18 protein-coding genes are annotated in these 16,950 nt (G+C 53.0%); 9 read left to right on the forward strand and 9 right to left on the reverse strand.

Annotated features, from left to right (window positions below; all coding sequences use genetic code 11):
- The first annotated feature begins 90 nt into the window (after nt 1-90).
- From Pr1d_RS19225 to Pr1d_RS19235, 3 genes are read left to right on the forward strand one after another with little or no spacing between them, the layout of a single operon-like run.
- Entirely contained in the window at nt 91-2,013 is a 1,923-nt protein-coding gene (locus Pr1d_RS19225; protein ID WP_148075034.1) for an ABC transporter ATP-binding protein, read from the forward strand.
- A 31-nt stretch (nt 2,014-2,044) separates the two neighbouring features.
- Entirely contained in the window at nt 2,045-2,308 is a 264-nt protein-coding gene (locus tag Pr1d_RS19230; RefSeq protein ID WP_148075035.1) for a hypothetical protein, read from the forward strand.
- Nucleotides 2,308-2,622, forward strand: a complete 315-nt coding sequence (locus Pr1d_RS19235; RefSeq protein ID WP_148075036.1) for a type II toxin-antitoxin system RelE/ParE family toxin — start codon at nt 2,308-2,310, stop codon at nt 2,620-2,622. Before Pr1d_RS19230 ends, Pr1d_RS19235 begins: the two co-directional genes overlap by 1 nt.
- Nucleotides 2,623-2,685: 63 nt before the next feature.
- On the opposite strand, the gene Pr1d_RS19240 is transcribed toward Pr1d_RS19235, so the two are convergent.
- From Pr1d_RS19240 to Pr1d_RS19260, 5 genes are all read right to left on the reverse strand, one after another.
- Nucleotides 2,686-3,393, reverse strand: a complete 708-nt coding sequence (locus tag Pr1d_RS19240) for a class I SAM-dependent methyltransferase (RefSeq protein WP_148075037.1) — start codon at nt 3,391-3,393, stop codon at nt 2,686-2,688.
- A gap of 134 nt (nt 3,394-3,527) precedes the next feature.
- On the reverse strand, nt 3,528-5,006 hold the full coding sequence (locus tag Pr1d_RS19245) for a Gfo/Idh/MocA family protein (RefSeq protein WP_148075038.1): 1,479 nt from the start codon (nt 5,004-5,006) through the stop codon (nt 3,528-3,530).
- 163 nt (nt 5,007-5,169) lie between these two features.
- A complete protein-coding gene (locus tag Pr1d_RS19250; protein WP_148075039.1) occupies nt 5,170-6,495 on the reverse strand; it encodes a hypothetical protein in 1,326 nt (441 codons plus the stop codon).
- Nucleotides 6,496-6,808: 313 nt separating this feature from the next.
- A complete protein-coding gene (gene holA / locus Pr1d_RS19255) occupies nt 6,809-7,906 on the reverse strand; it encodes a DNA polymerase III subunit delta (RefSeq protein WP_148075040.1) in 1,098 nt (365 codons plus the stop codon).
- Between the two features lie 109 nt (nt 7,907-8,015).
- Nucleotides 8,016-8,363 (reverse strand): winged helix-turn-helix transcriptional regulator, encoded by a 348-nt coding sequence (locus Pr1d_RS19260; RefSeq protein WP_238476536.1) that lies wholly within the window; start codon nt 8,361-8,363, stop codon nt 8,016-8,018.
- Between the two features lie 187 nt (nt 8,364-8,550).
- On the opposite strand from Pr1d_RS19260, the gene ycaC reads away from it, so the two are divergent.
- The 4 genes from ycaC to Pr1d_RS19280 all read left to right on the forward strand — a co-directional run bounded on the left by ycaC (nt 8,551) and on the right by Pr1d_RS19280 (nt 12,303).
- Complete coding sequence (gene ycaC, locus Pr1d_RS19265; RefSeq protein WP_148075042.1) at nt 8,551-9,171, forward strand: isochorismate family cysteine hydrolase YcaC; 621 nt, start codon at nt 8,551-8,553, stop codon at nt 9,169-9,171.
- Between the two features lie 15 nt (nt 9,172-9,186).
- Entirely contained in the window at nt 9,187-9,612 is a 426-nt protein-coding gene (locus Pr1d_RS19270; protein ID WP_148075043.1) for a DoxX family protein, read from the forward strand.
- Nucleotides 9,609-10,469, forward strand: coding sequence for a pirin family protein (locus Pr1d_RS19275; RefSeq protein ID WP_148075044.1), 861 nt, complete (start codon nt 9,609-9,611; stop codon nt 10,467-10,469). The genes Pr1d_RS19270 and Pr1d_RS19275 overlap by 4 nt, the downstream gene beginning before the upstream one ends.
- Nucleotides 10,470-10,929: 460 nt before the next feature.
- Entirely contained in the window at nt 10,930-12,303 is a 1,374-nt protein-coding gene (locus Pr1d_RS19280) for a matrixin family metalloprotease (RefSeq protein ID WP_148075045.1), read from the forward strand.
- A 28-nt stretch (nt 12,304-12,331) separates the two neighbouring features.
- Here Pr1d_RS19280 and Pr1d_RS19285 read toward each other — a convergent pair whose 3' ends face one another.
- The 4 genes from Pr1d_RS19285 to Pr1d_RS19300 are packed head-to-tail and all read right to left on the reverse strand — an operon-like array spanning nt 12,332 to nt 16,007.
- Complete coding sequence (locus Pr1d_RS19285) at nt 12,332-13,117, reverse strand: hypothetical protein (protein WP_148075046.1); 786 nt, start codon at nt 13,115-13,117, stop codon at nt 12,332-12,334.
- Nucleotides 13,114-14,130: an ABC transporter ATP-binding protein gene (locus tag Pr1d_RS19290; protein WP_238476537.1), complete on the reverse strand. Its 1,017-nt coding sequence runs from the start codon at nt 14,128-14,130 to the stop codon at nt 13,114-13,116. Before Pr1d_RS19290 ends, Pr1d_RS19285 begins: the two co-directional genes overlap by 4 nt.
- Nucleotides 14,123-15,088, reverse strand: a complete 966-nt coding sequence (locus Pr1d_RS19295; protein ID WP_148075047.1) for an ABC transporter permease — start codon at nt 15,086-15,088, stop codon at nt 14,123-14,125. Before Pr1d_RS19295 ends, Pr1d_RS19290 begins: the two co-directional genes overlap by 8 nt.
- Entirely contained in the window at nt 15,075-16,007 is a 933-nt protein-coding gene (locus Pr1d_RS19300; protein WP_148075048.1) for an ABC transporter ATP-binding protein, read from the reverse strand. Before Pr1d_RS19300 ends, Pr1d_RS19295 begins: the two co-directional genes overlap by 14 nt.
- A 357-nt stretch (nt 16,008-16,364) precedes the next feature.
- Here Pr1d_RS19300 and Pr1d_RS19305 point away from each other — a divergent pair, with 357 nt between their 5' ends.
- Complete coding sequence (locus tag Pr1d_RS19305; RefSeq protein WP_148075049.1) at nt 16,365-16,610, forward strand: hypothetical protein; 246 nt, start codon at nt 16,365-16,367, stop codon at nt 16,608-16,610.
- Nucleotides 16,607-16,936, forward strand: a complete 330-nt coding sequence (locus Pr1d_RS19310; RefSeq protein WP_148075050.1) for a type II toxin-antitoxin system RelE/ParE family toxin — start codon at nt 16,607-16,609, stop codon at nt 16,934-16,936. Before Pr1d_RS19305 ends, Pr1d_RS19310 begins: the two co-directional genes overlap by 4 nt.
- Nucleotides 16,937-16,950: the final 14 nt, after the last annotated feature.

Below are 16,950 nucleotides of genomic sequence, written 5' to 3' on the forward strand. Positions count from 1 at the left end.
CTTTTGCAGGGCTCATGCGTAAAATGGGGGCGATGTCGCGGGCTGTGGTCCTGCGAACTCCCGCAACCACCCCGCAGAGAAATCCCGCTGATGAGGAAGACCCCCACTTCCAGTAAAGAACGATTCGCAGAATACCGTGATGAGGTTCTTGCCAAGAACAAGACCGAGCTAGACAAGAAGCGGCGGGAACGCTCCACCTGGGACTTGGTCACCAATTTTCTGAGGCTGCTGCGAGGTCAAAGGTCAGCACTTGCATTTGCCCTGACGACTCTGACGATCTCGACGATTCTGGCCCTGATCCCCCCCGCGACGACCAAGATCGTCATTGAAAATGTACTCGGCGATACGCCGCTTCCTGCGAGTTTGGCGGAATGGCTCCCCAGTGATCGTTGGTCGCTCTTGATAGCCATCGTAATCGGTGTATTTGCGATTTCACTGGTACGGCTGGCGTTGCACGTGTGGGGACGTTGGTACGCCACCCGAGTGACCAAACTCCTGCAACTCTCGATTCGGAAGAAAGTCTTTTCGCATGTGATGCGGCTCCCCCTGCACCGAGTGCAGGAGCTCAAGTCAGGAGGAGCGGCTAGCATTCTGCGGCAAGATGCCGGTAGTGTGGGCGAGCTAGTGTTCGGCATGATTTACAACCCCTGGCGGGCGATGGTCCAGCTAGTCGGCAGCCTGTGCGTATTGGCCTGGGTCGATTGGCGGTTACTGCTGGGCGCGGTGCTAGTGATTCCACTCGTATTTGCGACCCATCGCACGTGGATTCGCAAGATTCGTCCGCAACATCGCCGCATCCGCGCAGAGCGTGAGAAAGTCGATTCGCTAGCCACCGAAGCATTTGGAGGAATGCGCGTCGTGCGCGCGTTTGGCGGGCAACGCGTCGAGACCGGCCGCATTATGCGCGGCAACCATCTCATGGGCCGCCAGGAGCTTCACACCTGGTGGTGGATGCGGTGGATCGAAATCATTTGGGAGATCCTCATGCCATTAGCGAGCGGGGCGCTGTTGCTCTATGGGGGATACCGTGTCCTGGGAGGAGCACTCACCACAGGCGATTTGGTGATGTTCTTGGCGTATCTCCTAATGTTGTTGGGTCCGATCGCTGTGCTGGCCCAAAGTGCCGCAGAATTGCAAAATGGACTTTCAGGACTTGACCGCATCTTAGATTTGCTCGAAGAGCCACGAGAAACTTCCGAGGAAACAGCGATCAAGATCGAAAAATCCACCGTCGAAGGAGGCATCACACTCGACAATGTGTTGTTCAGCTACCCGGGCGCCGATGCGTTCGCACTCGAGGACATCAACTTGGAGATCGCCCCCCGTGAAATGATCGCCCTGGTGGGGCCCAGCGGTGGCGGCAAGACGACGTTCTGCAATCTGGTCGCGCGTTTCTATGAACCCACCAGTGGACGAATTCTGCTTGATGGACAGGACTTCTCCGACCTGGATATGGACAGCTATCGCCATCTGATCGGCATCGTCGAGCAAGACGTGTTTCTGTTCGACGGCACGATCGCGGACAACATTGCCTACGGCAATCGCCACGCGAGCGAAGCGGCAATCCGCCAAGCCGCGCGAGTGGCTAACGCGGCAGATTTTATCGAAGCACTACCCAAAGGTTATCACGCGCTGATCGGCGAACGGGGCGTCAAGCTGAGCGGGGGCCAACGGCAACGCATTGCGATAGCCCGAGCCGTATTGGCCGATCCCAAGATTCTGATTCTCGACGAAGCGACGAGCAATCTTGATACCGAGAGCGAGCGCACAATTCAGGCGGGGATCGCCAACCTGATGGCCAGCCGTACTTGCCTGGTGATTGCCCACCGTCTGAGTACGATTGCTCATGCCGATCGCATCGTGGTTTTAGAACACGGCCAGATTTCCGAAGTGGGCACGCATGCCGCGCTCATGGAGACCAACGGTAAATATCGGAGAATGGTCGACTTACAAACTCAGCCGCAGGAGAAAAGCACGTCGGATGCCGATGCGAGTTCATCTATTTCACTTTGACACCTCCAGTGCTGTTTGTAACAATAGATGCATGCAAATCGATATCTCCCAAGACGATTACGATAGACTTGCTAAACATGCGGACGCGGCAGGCTATGCTGACGTCCCCGCTTTCATTTCGGCTTTGGCCAGTGAACCGATTGAGGATCCCCGCGGCATCCTCTCCGATGAAGATCTTCGAGTGAGCATCTCTGAATGCGAGAAGGCCCATGCAGACATACAAGCGGGGGGAGGGCGTGATTTTCGTGAAGCAATACTCGAGATCGGGCGGAAGTTTGGATTCGAACTTCCCTAATGAAGATTTATCGCATCATTCTCTCTGACGATGCCTTTGACGACATTGAGCATATACTGCATTACATCGCCAAAGATCAAGGGTCGCCCCTCAATGCCGAACGGTGGTGTAAGAAAGTCCTCAAGGAAATCTATTCCCTTGAAAAAATGCCGGAGCGTTGCCCATACGCACCAGAAAATAATGAGAGCGATTTAACGATTCGAATGTTGCGGATCGATAGTTGTCTGTTCCTCTACTGCATTGTTGAGAAAACTAATACTGTAGAAATACTTCGGGTTCGTCACGGCAGTCGACAACCATACCGTATCGATTGATGAAGCAATGGAGCAGTTTGCTGCGTGCTCAGTGATGTCGGGCAGAAGTTGCAGAACTCTGTATCATTTTTCAACCCGCCCAAAGAACATCAAATGCTGCCACGGCAATTCGTCATACACTTCCACCAGTTCGTAGCCGTTCGGCTTGTACTCTTTGAGAATCTGCCGCTTGCTCATCTTGTGTAAAGGCTTGATTGGCACGGTGGGGTCTTCCTCACGGAACTCCGCCAAGGCGATGCGACCTGTTGGCTTGAGACTCTGCCGAATTGCCGCGAGCATCTCAGCCGGTTGTGAAAACTCGTGATAGACGTCGACTAGCAGCACCAGATCAAATGTCTCAGCAGGCATCCGGGGATCAACCTCAGTGCCAAGTATCAGTTCGATGTTCTTGATACCTTTTGCTTCTGCCGCAGCCCGTAACATTCCGAGCATCTCGGGCTGGATGTCGACGGCTACGACACGGCCTTCTGGGCCGACAAGACGAGCTAGTTTCAATGTGTAGAACCCATTTCCACAGCCAAGGTCGCAAACGGTTTGCCCTGGCTTGATCTTCAGTGCGCCGAGCAGTTTTTCGCAATCTTCCTCGCGCTGTCGAGATTCACGCATCAGCCAAGGTGCACCCGTGAAATGCATGGTAGTAGCAATTTCGCGTCCGAAGTACTTGTTCGCGGGTGGTGTGAGGGTCGCCTCTTGTGCGATTGTGAATGCGCAGAATTGCAGCAAGACGACGACTATCAGACCCAGAAAGTATGTTCGAGACTGAAAAGTCATGCTCGCATCAATTCTGTGATGAAACTCTTCTAGATAGCCGTCGCCGGATGGCGATGGCTGCTCTCAACTCGACCATGGCCATCCAGCGACAGTAACTAGGAAGGTATGACGACTGAGCTCTAGACAGTCTTTGCTCAGCTTGCTGCAGTGCGCGTATCGACGCTTTCGAGATTCGGGACGATGAACGGCGCCCTTTGTTTGGGAGAACGTAAGGCATTCGCAGCGTCGTTGTCGACAAACAACTCTGTCGCGGGATCTAGTTCCAGAGTTGCCCCCAGTGTGATTGCGTCTTTCGTATCGATGTCCACATCGTTGGCACGCAAGTGACTTGCCATGCGATCGAATGAATTGGCTAGCAATTCACGGCCAGCAACCATTTCGGCGATCTCGGCCGTGGGCTTTTCGCTGCCGAGTTGATGCGAGATGCTTCCCATGAAACAGAGAGAACTGGAAAGATGCCCCTCTTGGATCTCGGCGTTCAATTGCGATCGATCATGGTTGGCAACCGCCTTGAGCCAGTTGTCAAAATGTGATTCGCTGCGGTCGTTCCATTTCTTGACTACATTGCCATCGTTGTCGTAGGCAATTGCACTATTGTAGGAACTGCCTGCAACGACAAAGCCATCCTCACATTGCACGGCCGCCGCGATCTGCATGCCACGATACTTGTCCATCGATGCTCCCCAATTCTTCTGGCCAGCCTTGGAATGGGGGAGGCCTCTGGTTTCGAAGATCAACGGAGCCTCAGGATAGTCATAATAGGCAATTTGAGAGTTGGGAGTATCACCCGCATCGTCGTAGCCTAGTCTACCCCCGATACTCAACACGCGAGGGGCAAGTGCATTGGCACCCATTAACCACCGTGCTACATCCATTTGGTGAATGCCTTGGTTTCCCATATCACCGTTACCGGTATTAAAATCCCAATGCCAATCGTAATGAAGATGAGGGCGATAGATCTCTTTCATTTCGACGGGACCACACCACAGATCGTAGTCGATCGACGACGGAATTTTCAAAGGCTGGTCGAGCTTGCCGATACTAGGTCGAGGCTTGTAACACGTGCCTACGGCGTATCGGACTTTGCCTAAGTTTCCACTACGCAAGTAGTCGACGGCACCTTGAATACTGCGGCTAGAGCGAGCCTGAGTACCACATTGAATAATGCGATCGTACTTGCGGGCAGCCTGTACGACTTGGCGACTCTCCCATATGTTGTGAGCGATCGGTTTCTCGCAATAGACATCTTTGCCTGCCTGGGCAGCAGCGACGGCAATTAACGCGTGCGTGTGATTGGGAGTCGCAATCGAAACGGCATCAATGTCTTTGCGCTCAAGGAGCCGACGATAGTCGCCCAATGTGTCTACATTGCGACCATGCTTTTCCTGAAATTTAGCTGCGCTATCGTTGAGCACTTCTTCATCGACATCGCAGATAGCCACGACATTATTCCCAAACCCATCGAGATGCGATTTGCCGCGCCCTCGCAGGCCAATCACTCCGATTCGAATATCAGCAGTCTCGGCTCCACGAGCCGAGCTCAGTCCCATCAATCCCAAGGAAGCCGCTGTAGTGGCAGTTGATGCAATGAATTGGCGTCTTGAAACAGACATGGAATACGAGCCTCCGGAATGAATCTTTGGAGCGTCCCAGCAGAACGCACCGCGGGTAGGAATAGTAGTTAGACCCGTAATTCTAGCGAAGAGCACGATAAAAGGGAATCGTTCAATCGATGGAGAACTGGGGCTATTTCGCTACGATTTGCAAGATTTAGCCCTAATCAACGATTTCAAAGGGTATCGCAGAGTGCCCAATCTTATTGCTCAGCTGATCGGTGATCGTAAGCCGGAGTTCGTAGTTGCCTGGATAGATGCGAGTTGGCAAAGCCAGCCCATATTGCATATGAAAATCGTGCCGAGGATTCTGGCAAATATCTTCCACCTCAGGAAACTGAGCGCCATCAACGCGACGGCCTTGAGGATCAAGCACCTCATAGCTGGTAGCAAGTGATGTGCGGAAGCCATTCTTCGTGGATTCGCTTCGAAAGTTTTCTACTTCCGTATAAAGAGTCACCTGGTCACCCGGATGGAACTTCGTGTCGGTGTGGGGTTCATAGAGGCCATAGCCATCGACCTTGTCGGCGAAGGTCAGGTTGCGAACTTGCAACGAAGCCAATTCACCGAGTCTAGCCCGAGCTTGATCTAAGTGGACCAAGGCCCCGGCAGCACGTTGTTTCATATCCGGTTGGCGCTCTGAATCAAGTATCGTCGAAATCGCAAATAATTGTTTAGACCAATAGTCCTGCTCCGAGGCAGATGCACCTGGGATTGGCTCAAGCGAGTCTTCTTCACGACCTGCCGTCAGGAGCAACATCCTCAATCGCATGTGCTCCTGCAATTCCTCTGTGCTACCAGGCAGCGGTTTTACCTCTTGCTTCATCGTGTCGATCGCTTCCGCAAGGTGGTCTTGCCAAGCAAGATCTGCACTCTCCATCTCAATCGCATGACTTGCCGTTTGAATGGGAGACGCTTGAACTTCTCTGGGATGAGTCACCGCTTGGTTGGCCAGAGTTGTACCACGAACTGGCAATGCAGCAGCGGAATCACTCGTCGAGTTTTCCACAAGAAGCTGGTGGTTGACTTGCTGGATTTGTTTATCTTTTGCCATTTCAGCACGCAAGCGTTCGAACTGCATCGCCGTGGGATTCAAAGTGGACTGGTTCGATTGGGGATCATAGCTCACCTTCAAAGCTGCCGTAGGTTGATTGGTAGGTTGAGTTGCTATCTGTCGCGCTTCCTTCGCCAGTAATTCCTGTCGATATTGCAGTGTGGAGCGAAATTGCTTTGCCACGATCGGCCATTCATCTTGGCGGGCCGCGCTCAGTTCCTTGCGCAACTGAGCCTCAGCGGTCGGATCCAGTGCGATACTATTGCGCAGCTCAGAGAGAAATAGATTGAGAGCCGCTTCTTGAGTTGGTTCCAGAGGCACCTGGTGACTAACCAGGGACGTGGAGGGGTCAATCCGATGTTCGCTTGAACTGTCAGACGCAGTAATTAAAGGGGTGGAATTTTGCGAATCGCCACCATCGTGAGCGACAGACATGGAATGATCCTGCTGCCGGGCAGACCATGGGCCTTTGCATCCGATTGTTAGGAATATCGCCGCACATCCCAACGCTAGCCAGTTACAGCTAGGAGGAGTTGGCCGAGTTACCGAGTTTCGCATCATCAATCGATATCTATGTCGAAAATCCAAATCCGTAGCGCAAGCCGTAGGCCGGCCACGAGTCTTGGTAGGATAAGTTGGGTAGAAAAGCGGGCAGAAGCATAGAAAAACGAGCCACGACTGACAAGCTCATTCCCCCTGTGGGGCAGCCATCCTGGCTGCCATTGCATGAGCTAGCATGCCAAGATATCTACGTCTTAGTACGAACCGGTGCTGCCTGCTTTGAGAGTCGCACAATCAAAGTCTCGATCTCTCGGCGAGCACGATCCTTGGGAGAATTGTGCCCCTTGAGTGCCAAGTCTGCTGCTAGCAACCATCGATAGAGCTGTCTCGCGCGAGGACGACCAATCTGCTTGAGCTGCCCCTCGGCATCTCCCAGTTTGAACCGTGGAATACCACCTTGCTCTAGAGCATCTCTTAATTTCATGGGCCGGCGGGTCCTCTCAGCCACTTCATAGCTGCGCGCGGCAGCGGCGAACTTGCGCAAGGTCGATGCCATTTGAGGCATGATCGCAAAAGGGTCTTCCCCGGCTGAGATCAATCGATCCAATTGATTGAGCGCCTCGGCAGCGTTGCCATCTGCCACAGCGTCGATCATGTCCCATGTCTTGCGAACCCGCCAACCTCCGACGTGTTCTCTGACGAGCGCGGCATCGATGGGAGACTTGTCTTCAGTGAGCAATGCCAGTCGAGCAATCTCCTGGCACAAGATGCCTGATTCACTCGGGAGCAACTCCAACAGCACGTCGGCAGCTGCCCGATCGAGTTTTACGCCATGCTCCTGGCGTGCCAAGTGCGTTAACCAATCTTTGAGCAGCTTGGTGTGTGCAGTCAACTCAGCTCCCTTATCAGGAGTTGAGCAGGAGATCGTCAATCCACTCTTGGCAACTGCTTTGGCTAGTCGTGTGTTTCCAGGCCAACTGCCAACTTCTAGCAGAAGAAAACTACCTTCCGGAATCGTATCAACGAGATCTTCAAGTTGTTCACGATATTGTTTGACGAATGGATCGGCATCTTCGATCACAACTACTTGCTGCGAACTCCCAAAGAGCGACCGCTCTCGCAGAGCATCGAGCACATCGCGCAATTCGGCCTGACGCCCTTCCAGCACTTCAACCCCAAAACCCTCCGCAGCATCTCCCAAGGTCGCTTTCACCAAAGCATTGCGTACTTCATGCTTGAGGAAGAGATCGTCTCCTGAAATAGCGCAGACACCTACGGCGGGATGCTCATCGGGCTTCATGAGCACCTTGAGTGCAGGAACGATATGTGCGGCTTGTTTTGCCAAAGGTGCGAGAACTCCTAAAGGATCAGGTAGACTCGCCAGTCTACACGATTCGGGGCGCCAGATGCCACTGGTGACTGACGAAGGGAGGCATGATAAGCGGATTATCTGGTTACTTCTTTGAACGACGAGAAGATTTCAGAGATTCTTCGGCCCAGTCGTGCATGGCGAGTAGAACCGGCTCGAGCTTTCTGCCTATGGTCGTCAGCGAATACTCGAGCTTAGGGGGAACTTGTTGATGAACTTTGCGGTCGATGATACCGCTGGCTTCCAATTCACGAAGCTGACGGGTCAAGGTACGTGCTGAAATACCCCCTAAGAGTCGTGTCAATTCGCCAAAGCGTTTCGTTCCTTCAAGGAGATGGTGAATGATGAGCACTTTCCAACGTCCACCGATCGCCTCCAGCGTGAATTCAACCGGACAACCGACCGATTTCTTGCTCTGTTTGTTATGCTTCACAGACGACGCTGCCATTTTGTCACTTTAGTATCTTTAAGGATATCATGTTACAAATTCGCCCATACTTGCTTTGTTGTCTCATAGGAGATAAAAGTCAAGAGGCGACACTTGCACCAATGTGCGGCAACCTACTTTGACTTCGTCAATTTGACGTCACAAGTAGCACTTCACGAACCAGGAGATAGTAATGAGCGAGTTCAAATATCGTCGATTGGACAGATCAGACGCCGCCGTCCTGCTGGTCGATCATCAGTCCGGACTGTGCAACATCGTTGGCGATTTCTCGCCGGACGATTTCAAGAACAACGTCTTGGCCGTTGCCAACGCAGCAAAATACTTCAAGCTGCCGACAATTCTCACGACCAGTTTTGAACAAGGACCAAACGGTCCCATCGTCCCAGAGATCAAGGAAATCTTTCCAAAGTCTCCGTACATCGCTCGTCCCGGCCAAATCAACGCCTGGGACAATGAGGATTTCGTCAAAGCCGTGAAGGATACGGGGAAGAAACAACTCATCATAGCTGGGGTCGTCACCGAGGTCTGCGTGGCATTCCCGGCCCTATCTGCAATCGAGGAAGGTTACGAAGTATTCGTGATAACCGACGCATCCGGGACATTCAACAAGACAACACGTGATGCAGCATGGTCTCGCATGGAAGCCGCTGGAGTGCAGTTGATGAGTTGGTTCGGGATGGCCTGCGAGTTGCATCGTGACTGGCGAAACGACATGGAAGGATTGGGTGCATTGTTCTCGAATCATCTTCCGGCCTATCGCAATTTGATCACAAGCTTCAACGCACACAAGTAAGCAAAGGAAACTGAAATGATCAATCGAGAAGTGTCTTCCCAAATTGGGTTGTTGCTGCTGCGAGTTGCCTTCGGCCTGATGATGTTGGTCCACGGCTGGCAGAAACTGATGGGATTCAGCGAGATGGCGGACAAGTTTCCCGACCCACTCGGCATGGGAAGCCAGTTGAGCCTAATCTCAGCGATTGGCGCTGAAGTGGGTTGTTCGCTGTTGCTGGTTCTTGGTCTGCTAACCCGATTCGCTGCCGGGCCGCTGGCATTTACGATGCTCATTGCCATGTTCGCGATACACGGTGCCGATCCATGGCAGAAGAAAGAATTGGCGGCTGCCTACTTGGCGGTGTATGTAACGTTGTTTTTCACAGGAGCAGGTCGTTTCTCGCTTGATCATCTAATTTGGGGTCTCAGCAAAGTGACCGCGGACGAGGAGGTAAGACGATGAAAAAAAGTACCCAGCGAATCGTTCGGGACACTCAACCACACTGGGTCGGTGATGGCTTTCCGGTGCGAAGCCTATTTTCCTATCGCGAAGGAGAAACCTTCGACCCCTTTCTGCTTCTTGACTATGGTGGGCCCTATTCATTTGAGCCCGCGGAGGTAAAACGTGGTGTGGGCGAGCATCCGCACCGTGGTTTCGAAACCGTCACGATTGTCTATCAAGGCGAGTTGGAGCATCGCGATTCCAGCGGCAGCCAGGGCTCAATTGGCCCTGGTGATGTGCAATGGATGACTGCCGCATCGGGCGTGGTGCACGAGGAATTCCATAGCGAGCGGTTCACCAAGAGCGGCGGTATGTTCGAGATGGTCCAATTGTGGGTCAATCTGCCTGAAAGAGTGAAAATGTCGGAGCCCCGTTACCAAGGTATTCTTGACGCGCAGGTTCCCCAAATCTCGCTCCCTGAGAGTGCAGGCACGGCGCGGATTATTGCTGGTGAGCTTCTTGGGACCTCTGGGCCTGCAAAGACTTTCACTCCGATTAATGTTTGGGATCTGCAATTGAATGCAGGTGCTTTAACGGAGCTGCCGGTACCTTCCGGTCATACTACGGTAGTGGTCGTTCAGAATGGTGCTGTACTATTAAACGATGAACCTGTCCGGGCAGTTGAATTGGCTTTGCTCGACCGCGAAGGCGACTCTCTCAGCCTCCAGGCGGAGACACCATCACGAGTCCTTATTCTTGCGGGTGAACCCTTGAACGAACCTATTGTGGGAGAAGGCCCCTTTGTGATGAATTCGCGTGACCAGATTCGCGAAGCGATCCAAGACTATCAGGCTGGCCGCATGGGAAGCCTTTCTTAATCAAATTGCCGGCTGGTAGGAATGGCCTACGAATCCCAGCGATTTCCTACAATCGGCCCCGCTGTGTTGCCTGAATCAAGCAAAATGCTTGCTCTCGCCGAAATCGGCAATTATTCTGAAAAGGGGTAAGAACGCTCGGTTAGCCGACATTCTGATCCAGAAATGAACCGACGTTGACAGTCACCGGAACAAATCCATCGAGAAGAGGCAAGTCTAATGAGTTGATTATGGGGACCTACTACGTTGCTGGTCACACCTTCTACTAGTGTGACTCTTAGAGTGTTCGTAGTGTTCCTAGCTGCTCATATGTTATCTCAGGCTCTATGATTCCTGAGCAAGTCGGTCGCCCGATTGCAAAGCGATCGTCAAAGACTTTCTTTCCGATTGTATTTTCCGTTGTCTGCTGCACCGAGTTTGTCGATTACTTGTTCGACTCCCATGTGACGCAACGGATGTCCTAATGCAACGAACCACAACATGCGTTCTTCTCGTAAGCGCGGCCTTGATCGTTGTACTCGTGCTACCGAATTGCGCTCGAGGCAGCGAAGCCGCTAGTACTTCATCACACGACTCCGATTCTAGCCACGAGCTATTCGATGAATATCAAGTGGGTGGTGGAGAAGAACCTGCTGCTTTTCGCACTGTTGGAAGCGGCTGGAGTAACACATCTGGCGGATTTTCTCCTTTCGGAGAGCCCGCGATCCTGTCGTGGAGTATCGTCCCTGATCAAACGGTCCTCCCCCAAGGTCAATCAGAACCCTTGTCGCCGAGTAACCTGATTGCATTTCTTGATGGCATTCATCACGGTGGCGCCGGTCCTGGTGGTTCCGACTTGACGCAGCGTGACTGGTTTCCGCTTATCAAGAGCGCATTCGACCGTTGGGATGCTGTCTCGGGTCTGAAGTTTTCTTACGAGCCAAGCGATGATGGCGTAGTCAATGGAATCCCCACAACAGCCTTAGCCAGTGCTTTGGGTGTATCGGGGGTCCGAGGCGACCACCGTATTGGCGGTCACTCGATTGATGGTTCCACAAGTCCGACGATCGTCGCCTACAATTATTTCCCCAGCAATTCCGACATGGTCCTCGATACTGATGAAGCGGGACGCTTCGGAAATCCTAGCGACAATTACTTGCGGTTCCGCAATACCTTGATGCATGAAATTGGCCACGGAATTGGCCTCAATCATGTTGCCTCGGCTGGCCATAATTTCCTCATGGAGGGCTTTCTGGACACCTCGATCGATGGCCCCCAGTTCGATGACATCCTGGGAGCACACCGACTCTATGGTGACCGGTTTGAAGAAGATGGTGGGAATGATTCGCCATCGCTGGCAACTCCCTTGGGAAGCTTCGCATTGGGCCAATCCGTCTCTCTCGGAGCGGACGCAGTCGATGCTGCTGTGGCGCCGACCGACATCGACTTTCTCAGCATCAACAAGAGCGGTGATAACGACTACTTCAGGTTTTCGGTGGCTAGCCCCAGTCTCGTAGATATTCTGCTGACACCTCTCGGTCCAACGTATCCCGAAGGACCTCATGGCGGGACGGAAACGCCGTTCGATGCCTCGGCTAAGAACAATCTGCGGCTCTATCTCTACAACAGCACCGGAAATAGTTTGCTGGGCTTCTCCACTGGCGGCGGCCTGGGAGCCGAGGAGAGTCTCATCAACTTTGCCCTTCCCGCGGCTGGCGACTATCTCATCCAGATTGCCGGGTTGCAGGATGCCGCGCAATTCTACCAACTCGATTTGGCCGTGGTACCCGAGCCAACTTCTGCGATCTTGTTGTTCGCAGCGCTTACGGGATGGATCGCGAGCAGACGGCAGACGTAGGCTGTGAACAAGACTCACTGATCTACTTTCAGCCGCTCCCCTCTTCACTCATAGAAAACTCGCGCTCTCTCACTATTCCTACCGCGGCCAGCAAGAGCACCAGCGTGATCGAGATGAGCACCACGACATGTTCCCATGCGGGTGGTTCACCGATGAAAGCCAGCAGGGCATTTGTGTCGGTACGAATGGGGATGTCTGCCCAGAGAAACAGTAACGTGCGTAGTCGGAACTGCACAGTTATGGTATTGATCAAGGCGGGAATCATACTCACGATCAACTCGAATATCAGTGTATAGGCGACAGCCATGACCATCGCTCGTTTGGGAAAAAGAGTTCCCAGCAGCAAGTACAAAGCTCCATACGCAGGACAAGACAACAATGTGAGCGGCAGAATCGTTCTAACGATCTCCCAGCGGTCGAACGGCACAATAGCCACCGCGAGCAACAGTCCTAAAACTGCCGAACTGAGAACCCAGGCGACCGTGGCCAAGTATTTGCCCAACAGGACGGCCGGAGTACCATGCGGACGCACCGCGAGATAGACCCAGCTTTTCCTCTCCAACTCCGAAGAGATTGCAGGAGTCGCCCACAGAAATGTGCCAAGCATGCTCACCAGCATCGGCACCAGTGCAAATAGGAATACGGTCCACACCTCAGTTCCGGGCGGATAGTTGTCACTAGCAGTGGTCATGCGGATCATGCCAATAATCAGCGAGGGAAAAAGCGTAAGCGTACCCCACCAGAGTAAACGCGAGAAAGTCATCGCCCGCCGCGACTCGAACCAGAACACAGTTGCCACACTCCTGGCGATCACAATACTTCTCCCCGATGGATCTTCAAGAGCGAATCGAACAACGCCTGCAAGGACTCATCTGCCGAGTGCATCTCTGTAATTGCGATTTTCTCGTCGGCTAACCACTGTGGTAGCTGCTCGTAGAGTTGCCCCGGATGTTTTGTTGAGAGCACGACGCAATGGTCACTGACATGCAAAGAATCAGTCACTTTGTGTTCCACAAGCAAACTGGCCAACCGATGGGGATGCGAGGTGCGCAGCGTGATCTCGTTAGGAGCATCGACCAACAATGCGTGCACCTCAGCCGCTGTCCCGGAGGCCAGCAATCGCCCGCCGTTGATGAGCAAGAATCGGTCGGTAATCGACTCCACTTCATACAGCAAGTGGCTTGCCAGGAGCAAGCACTTTCCCCCGGCAATCCACTCTTTGAGTAATTCCCCCATCTCATGGCGACCAATCGGGTCGAGTCCATTGAATGGTTCGTCGAGAATGAGAAGGTCGGGATCATGGGCAATTGCCTGAGCGAGTTTCACCCGTTGCCTCATTCCCCTCGAATAACTCGCAATCGGCCGCTGCATCGCTGCGGTCATCCCCACTGTGGCGAGGGCCGCTTCAGCAGCTCGGCGTGCATCAGCCGAGTTCCACCCCTGCAGCTGACACAAATACCGAACCCATTCCAACCCCGACACATTGGCATAGAGACCTTCGCTGCCTGGACAGTACCCTAATCGGTGAAAAAGCTCAGCATTGTTCCGCGGTGATTGACCAAACACTCGCACGCTTCCAATTGTCGGAACCAACTGACCGGTCAAGAGACTCAAGAGAGTTGTCTTCCCCGACCCATTGGGACCCAGCAGTCCGTACGCGCCAGCAGGCAGATCGAGCGTCATATCGTTGACGCCGATTACGGTGCCATACAGCTTGGTAACACTATTGAGTTGGATCATGGCGATTGGAAGGCGAGCCGGATGCGTAAGCTTCGTGTATTGGTCGTCCTTGGACGAGAGCTGTTTCGATGGAATGACATTAAGCACGCATTGGGGCGGAAATTCTCCGGAAAAGAACCGCGGTCGAAACAACCGTGATTACGACCAACATGAGCACTGCAAATTTGATTTGTTCGAAGGTGGCGATTCCAAAAACCCAGCTTTGGACTTCTCCTAGGGTGTGGTACAGAGAGACGGGAGCCCATTTCTCAAGTGTGGTGGTGTCTGGATTCTCCGTGTGGCCAAGCTCCACAGCAGTCATTACTGCATAAGTAAACCAACCCAAAATCCATGCGGTAAACCAGGCAAACGCTGCGTAGCGACTTTCTTCTGTAAGCGATGAGAAGCAGAGAGCCAAGGTTGCTGTAGGGACCATTAGCACTGCAGATGCAACAATGATTCGAAACGGAAGATCCCAAGTATCAGCAATCACATTGACGCTCGGCGACATAAACACACCGAGCACATATAGAAACAGGGCAGGCACGGCTGAAATCATCAATAGATAGAACCACACCGTGGCAATCTTGCCCAGTGCATACTGCCAGCGGGCGATAGGTCGCGAGAAGTAGAGCAGGAACGCCCGAGAACGCACGTCCTGCGAAACCAGTGGCGGAGCGATTATTCCCACCATGAGTACCATGATCCCCCCTTGAGGGTATCGGAAAAAGTAATACAGAAGCAAAGACCATACACTGTGTCTTGCAGCCCGCTCGTCTTCAACCCGCAGCCCATCCGTAAAGCCTTTGATGTCGGGAACCCTCACTTCTTCTTCCAGTGCACTTTCAAGGAGAGGCAACATTTCTTGGTTCACCAACGACTGTTCCCACATCAGAAAACCCGACGCAAAGATAATTGCTGGCATCCAGGAAAAAAACATCATCCGTTTCAGCCAACTGCTCTGCCATGTCCTGCGCACTCCTGCCTTGGCTATCACCAGCCAGCGAGTCCAGGGTGAGGCAAGTGTGCCTTGCCAAACTCGGTAGCCCACATCATGAATGGCCATCAGGTTGCTCCCGAACTGCGGTGAGAAAGATTTCCTCCAGCGAGTTGCGCGAAGGCTCGATGCTCCGCACTCCCACACCGGCTTGACGTGCCAATTGCCAAATCCGCTCCGCCAATTCTTCGTGATGCCCCTCGACGGTGATCGCACCATTCACACCGGTTTTTATGGGTAGTCCAGCCTGTTCAAGCTGCGATTGAAATGCGTCGATATCTCCCAGAACTTTTACTCTTAGTGAAGGTTCTGTCGGCACGCTTAGCTGCTCCAGTTGCTCGGAAACTCGTACTCGGCCACTGGCCAGAATCACAACCGCATCGCTCACCGCTTGCACATCGGGAAGTATGTGCGTACACAAGAGCACTGCCTTTCCCTTTTCGCGAGCTAGAATCTTGATGCGATTGAGCATCGATTCCCGCTCACCCGGATCGAGCCCAGACGTTGGCTCGTCGAGAATCAAGATCGGTGGGTCGTGGACCAATGCCTGCGCAAAGCGCAGCTTCTGCCGCATCCCGGTCGAGTAAGTTTCCACCGTACGGTAGCGCTCCTGCCCCATGCCACAAAAGTCGAGAATCTCGTGGCCGCGACGGAGCGCTTCCAGGCGAGGAAAACGTGACAACTGTGCCGAGAGCTGCACTGATTCGACTCCCGAGAGTCCCGAGAGATAGCAATCATCCTCAGGCATGTAGCCGACTTGTTCGCGAATCTGACGATTCTGGCGACCGAGCTGAAATTCCATCAGTCGCCCAGTGCCTGTCGTCGCTCGCAATAGCCCCAGCAAGACCTTGATGAGTGTACTCTTGCCAGCCCCATTGGGACCCAAGAGGCTCGTGATGCCCGACTCGATTTTGAGCGATACCCGATCCAATGCCCGAAACGAGCCATAGTTCTTCGAAATCTCGTCCAATTCAATCAGGGCGTTCATCGAAGAATTATGAGGGGCTCAGGAAATGGGCGAGGTGGAAGGTAGAGAAAATATAATAGCGTATTAGTGGCAGGAGTGCGATTGTTCCACTGAAATTGGGCGTTGTCATCCCGAGGGGAGTTTTGCGACCTGAGGAAGCTGGGTTAATTGACCAATATCTATAGAGGACGAGAATTGCTTCTACCCAAATTCCTCCATTCGCACGGCGTCTGTCTGAATCGCAAATAGTCCTTGCTTGGAAAGTAAATCGCTTGTTATGCAGCGACCTTATCAATCTTGCTCTCAGTGGACTAGTCCGACCAATCAAAGTATACTTTAAGCAGGTTCATTACGATAACTTCGTAAAAGAGGTTTCTTATGTCTCTCACCCAAAGCGACATTGACAACTTCCACAGTTTCGCCAGCCAAGAATTGCCTCATTGTGATGCAGGGCAAGGCTTGGAAGATTTGGTTAAAAAGTGGCGAATCCAAAGAGAGCAGATAGAGACCCTGAACTCGCTTCACCGCGGGATCGAGGACGCTGAGGCCGGGCGCATGCGTGATTTGAACGCAGTCGACGCAAGTATCCGTGAGGCCATCGGCTTCCCGGCACGTCGACAATGACCTGCTATCTCCAGCTTACTGACGAAGCCGCAGATCAACTATTTGCCATCGCTCAGTGGTATGCTGAGACCTCTCAATCTTTAGAGATAGCTGCAAATTGGTACGATGGCTTACTCGATGCGCTGGAGACTTTGGAAGAAAACCCACATCGTGGTGAACTCGCCGCTGAGAATGATCTCTTCGACTTCGAACTCCGTGAACTGTGCTATGGGAGCGGTAAACACAAGACCCACCGGGCGCTCTATCGCATCGCAGGAACTAGAGTTGAGATTTTATCGATCCGCCATCTGGCACAACGAGGTCTCAGCCCCACTGACCTTGATTGATCTTTCGCAATATC

This window comes from Bythopirellula goksoeyrii (assembly GCF_008065115.1).
Lineage (GTDB): Bacteria > Planctomycetota > Planctomycetia > Pirellulales > Lacipirellulaceae > Bythopirellula > Bythopirellula goksoeyrii.

Bases quoted from the DNA above. Each gene is read 5' to 3' on its own strand.
- Pr1d_RS19235 (WP_148075036.1), top strand. From the start codon at position 2,308: ATGAAGATTTATCGCATCATTCTCTCTGACGATGCCTTTGACGACATT.
- Pr1d_RS19280 (WP_148075045.1), top strand. From the start codon at position 10,930: ATGCAACGAACCACAACATGCGTTCTTCTCGTAAGCGCGGCCTTGATC.
- Pr1d_RS19300 (WP_148075048.1), bottom strand. From the start codon at position 16,007: ATGAACGCCCTGATTGAATTGGACGAGATTTCGAAGAACTATGGCTCG.
- ycaC (WP_148075042.1), top strand. From the start codon at position 8,551: ATGAGCGAGTTCAAATATCGTCGATTGGACAGATCAGACGCCGCCGTC.
- Pr1d_RS19310 (WP_148075050.1), top strand. From the start codon at position 16,607: ATGACCTGCTATCTCCAGCTTACTGACGAAGCCGCAGATCAACTATTT.
- Pr1d_RS19250 (WP_148075039.1), bottom strand. From the start codon at position 6,495: ATGTCTGTCGCTCACGATGGTGGCGATTCGCAAAATTCCACCCCTTTA.
- Pr1d_RS19240 (WP_148075037.1), bottom strand. From the start codon at position 3,393: ATGACTTTTCAGTCTCGAACATACTTTCTGGGTCTGATAGTCGTCGTC.
- Pr1d_RS19245 (WP_148075038.1), bottom strand. From the start codon at position 5,006: ATGTCTGTTTCAAGACGCCAATTCATTGCATCAACTGCCACTACAGCG.
- Pr1d_RS19270 (WP_148075043.1), top strand. From the start codon at position 9,187: ATGATCAATCGAGAAGTGTCTTCCCAAATTGGGTTGTTGCTGCTGCGA.
- Pr1d_RS19225 (WP_148075034.1), top strand. From the start codon at position 91: ATGAGGAAGACCCCCACTTCCAGTAAAGAACGATTCGCAGAATACCGT.
- Pr1d_RS19275 (WP_148075044.1), top strand. From the start codon at position 9,609: ATGAAAAAAAGTACCCAGCGAATCGTTCGGGACACTCAACCACACTGG.
- Pr1d_RS19230 (WP_148075035.1), top strand. From the start codon at position 2,045: ATGCAAATCGATATCTCCCAAGACGATTACGATAGACTTGCTAAACAT.
- Pr1d_RS19305 (WP_148075049.1), top strand. From the start codon at position 16,365: ATGTCTCTCACCCAAAGCGACATTGACAACTTCCACAGTTTCGCCAGC.
- Pr1d_RS19295 (WP_148075047.1), bottom strand. From the start codon at position 15,088: ATGGCCATTCATGATGTGGGCTACCGAGTTTGGCAAGGCACACTTGCC.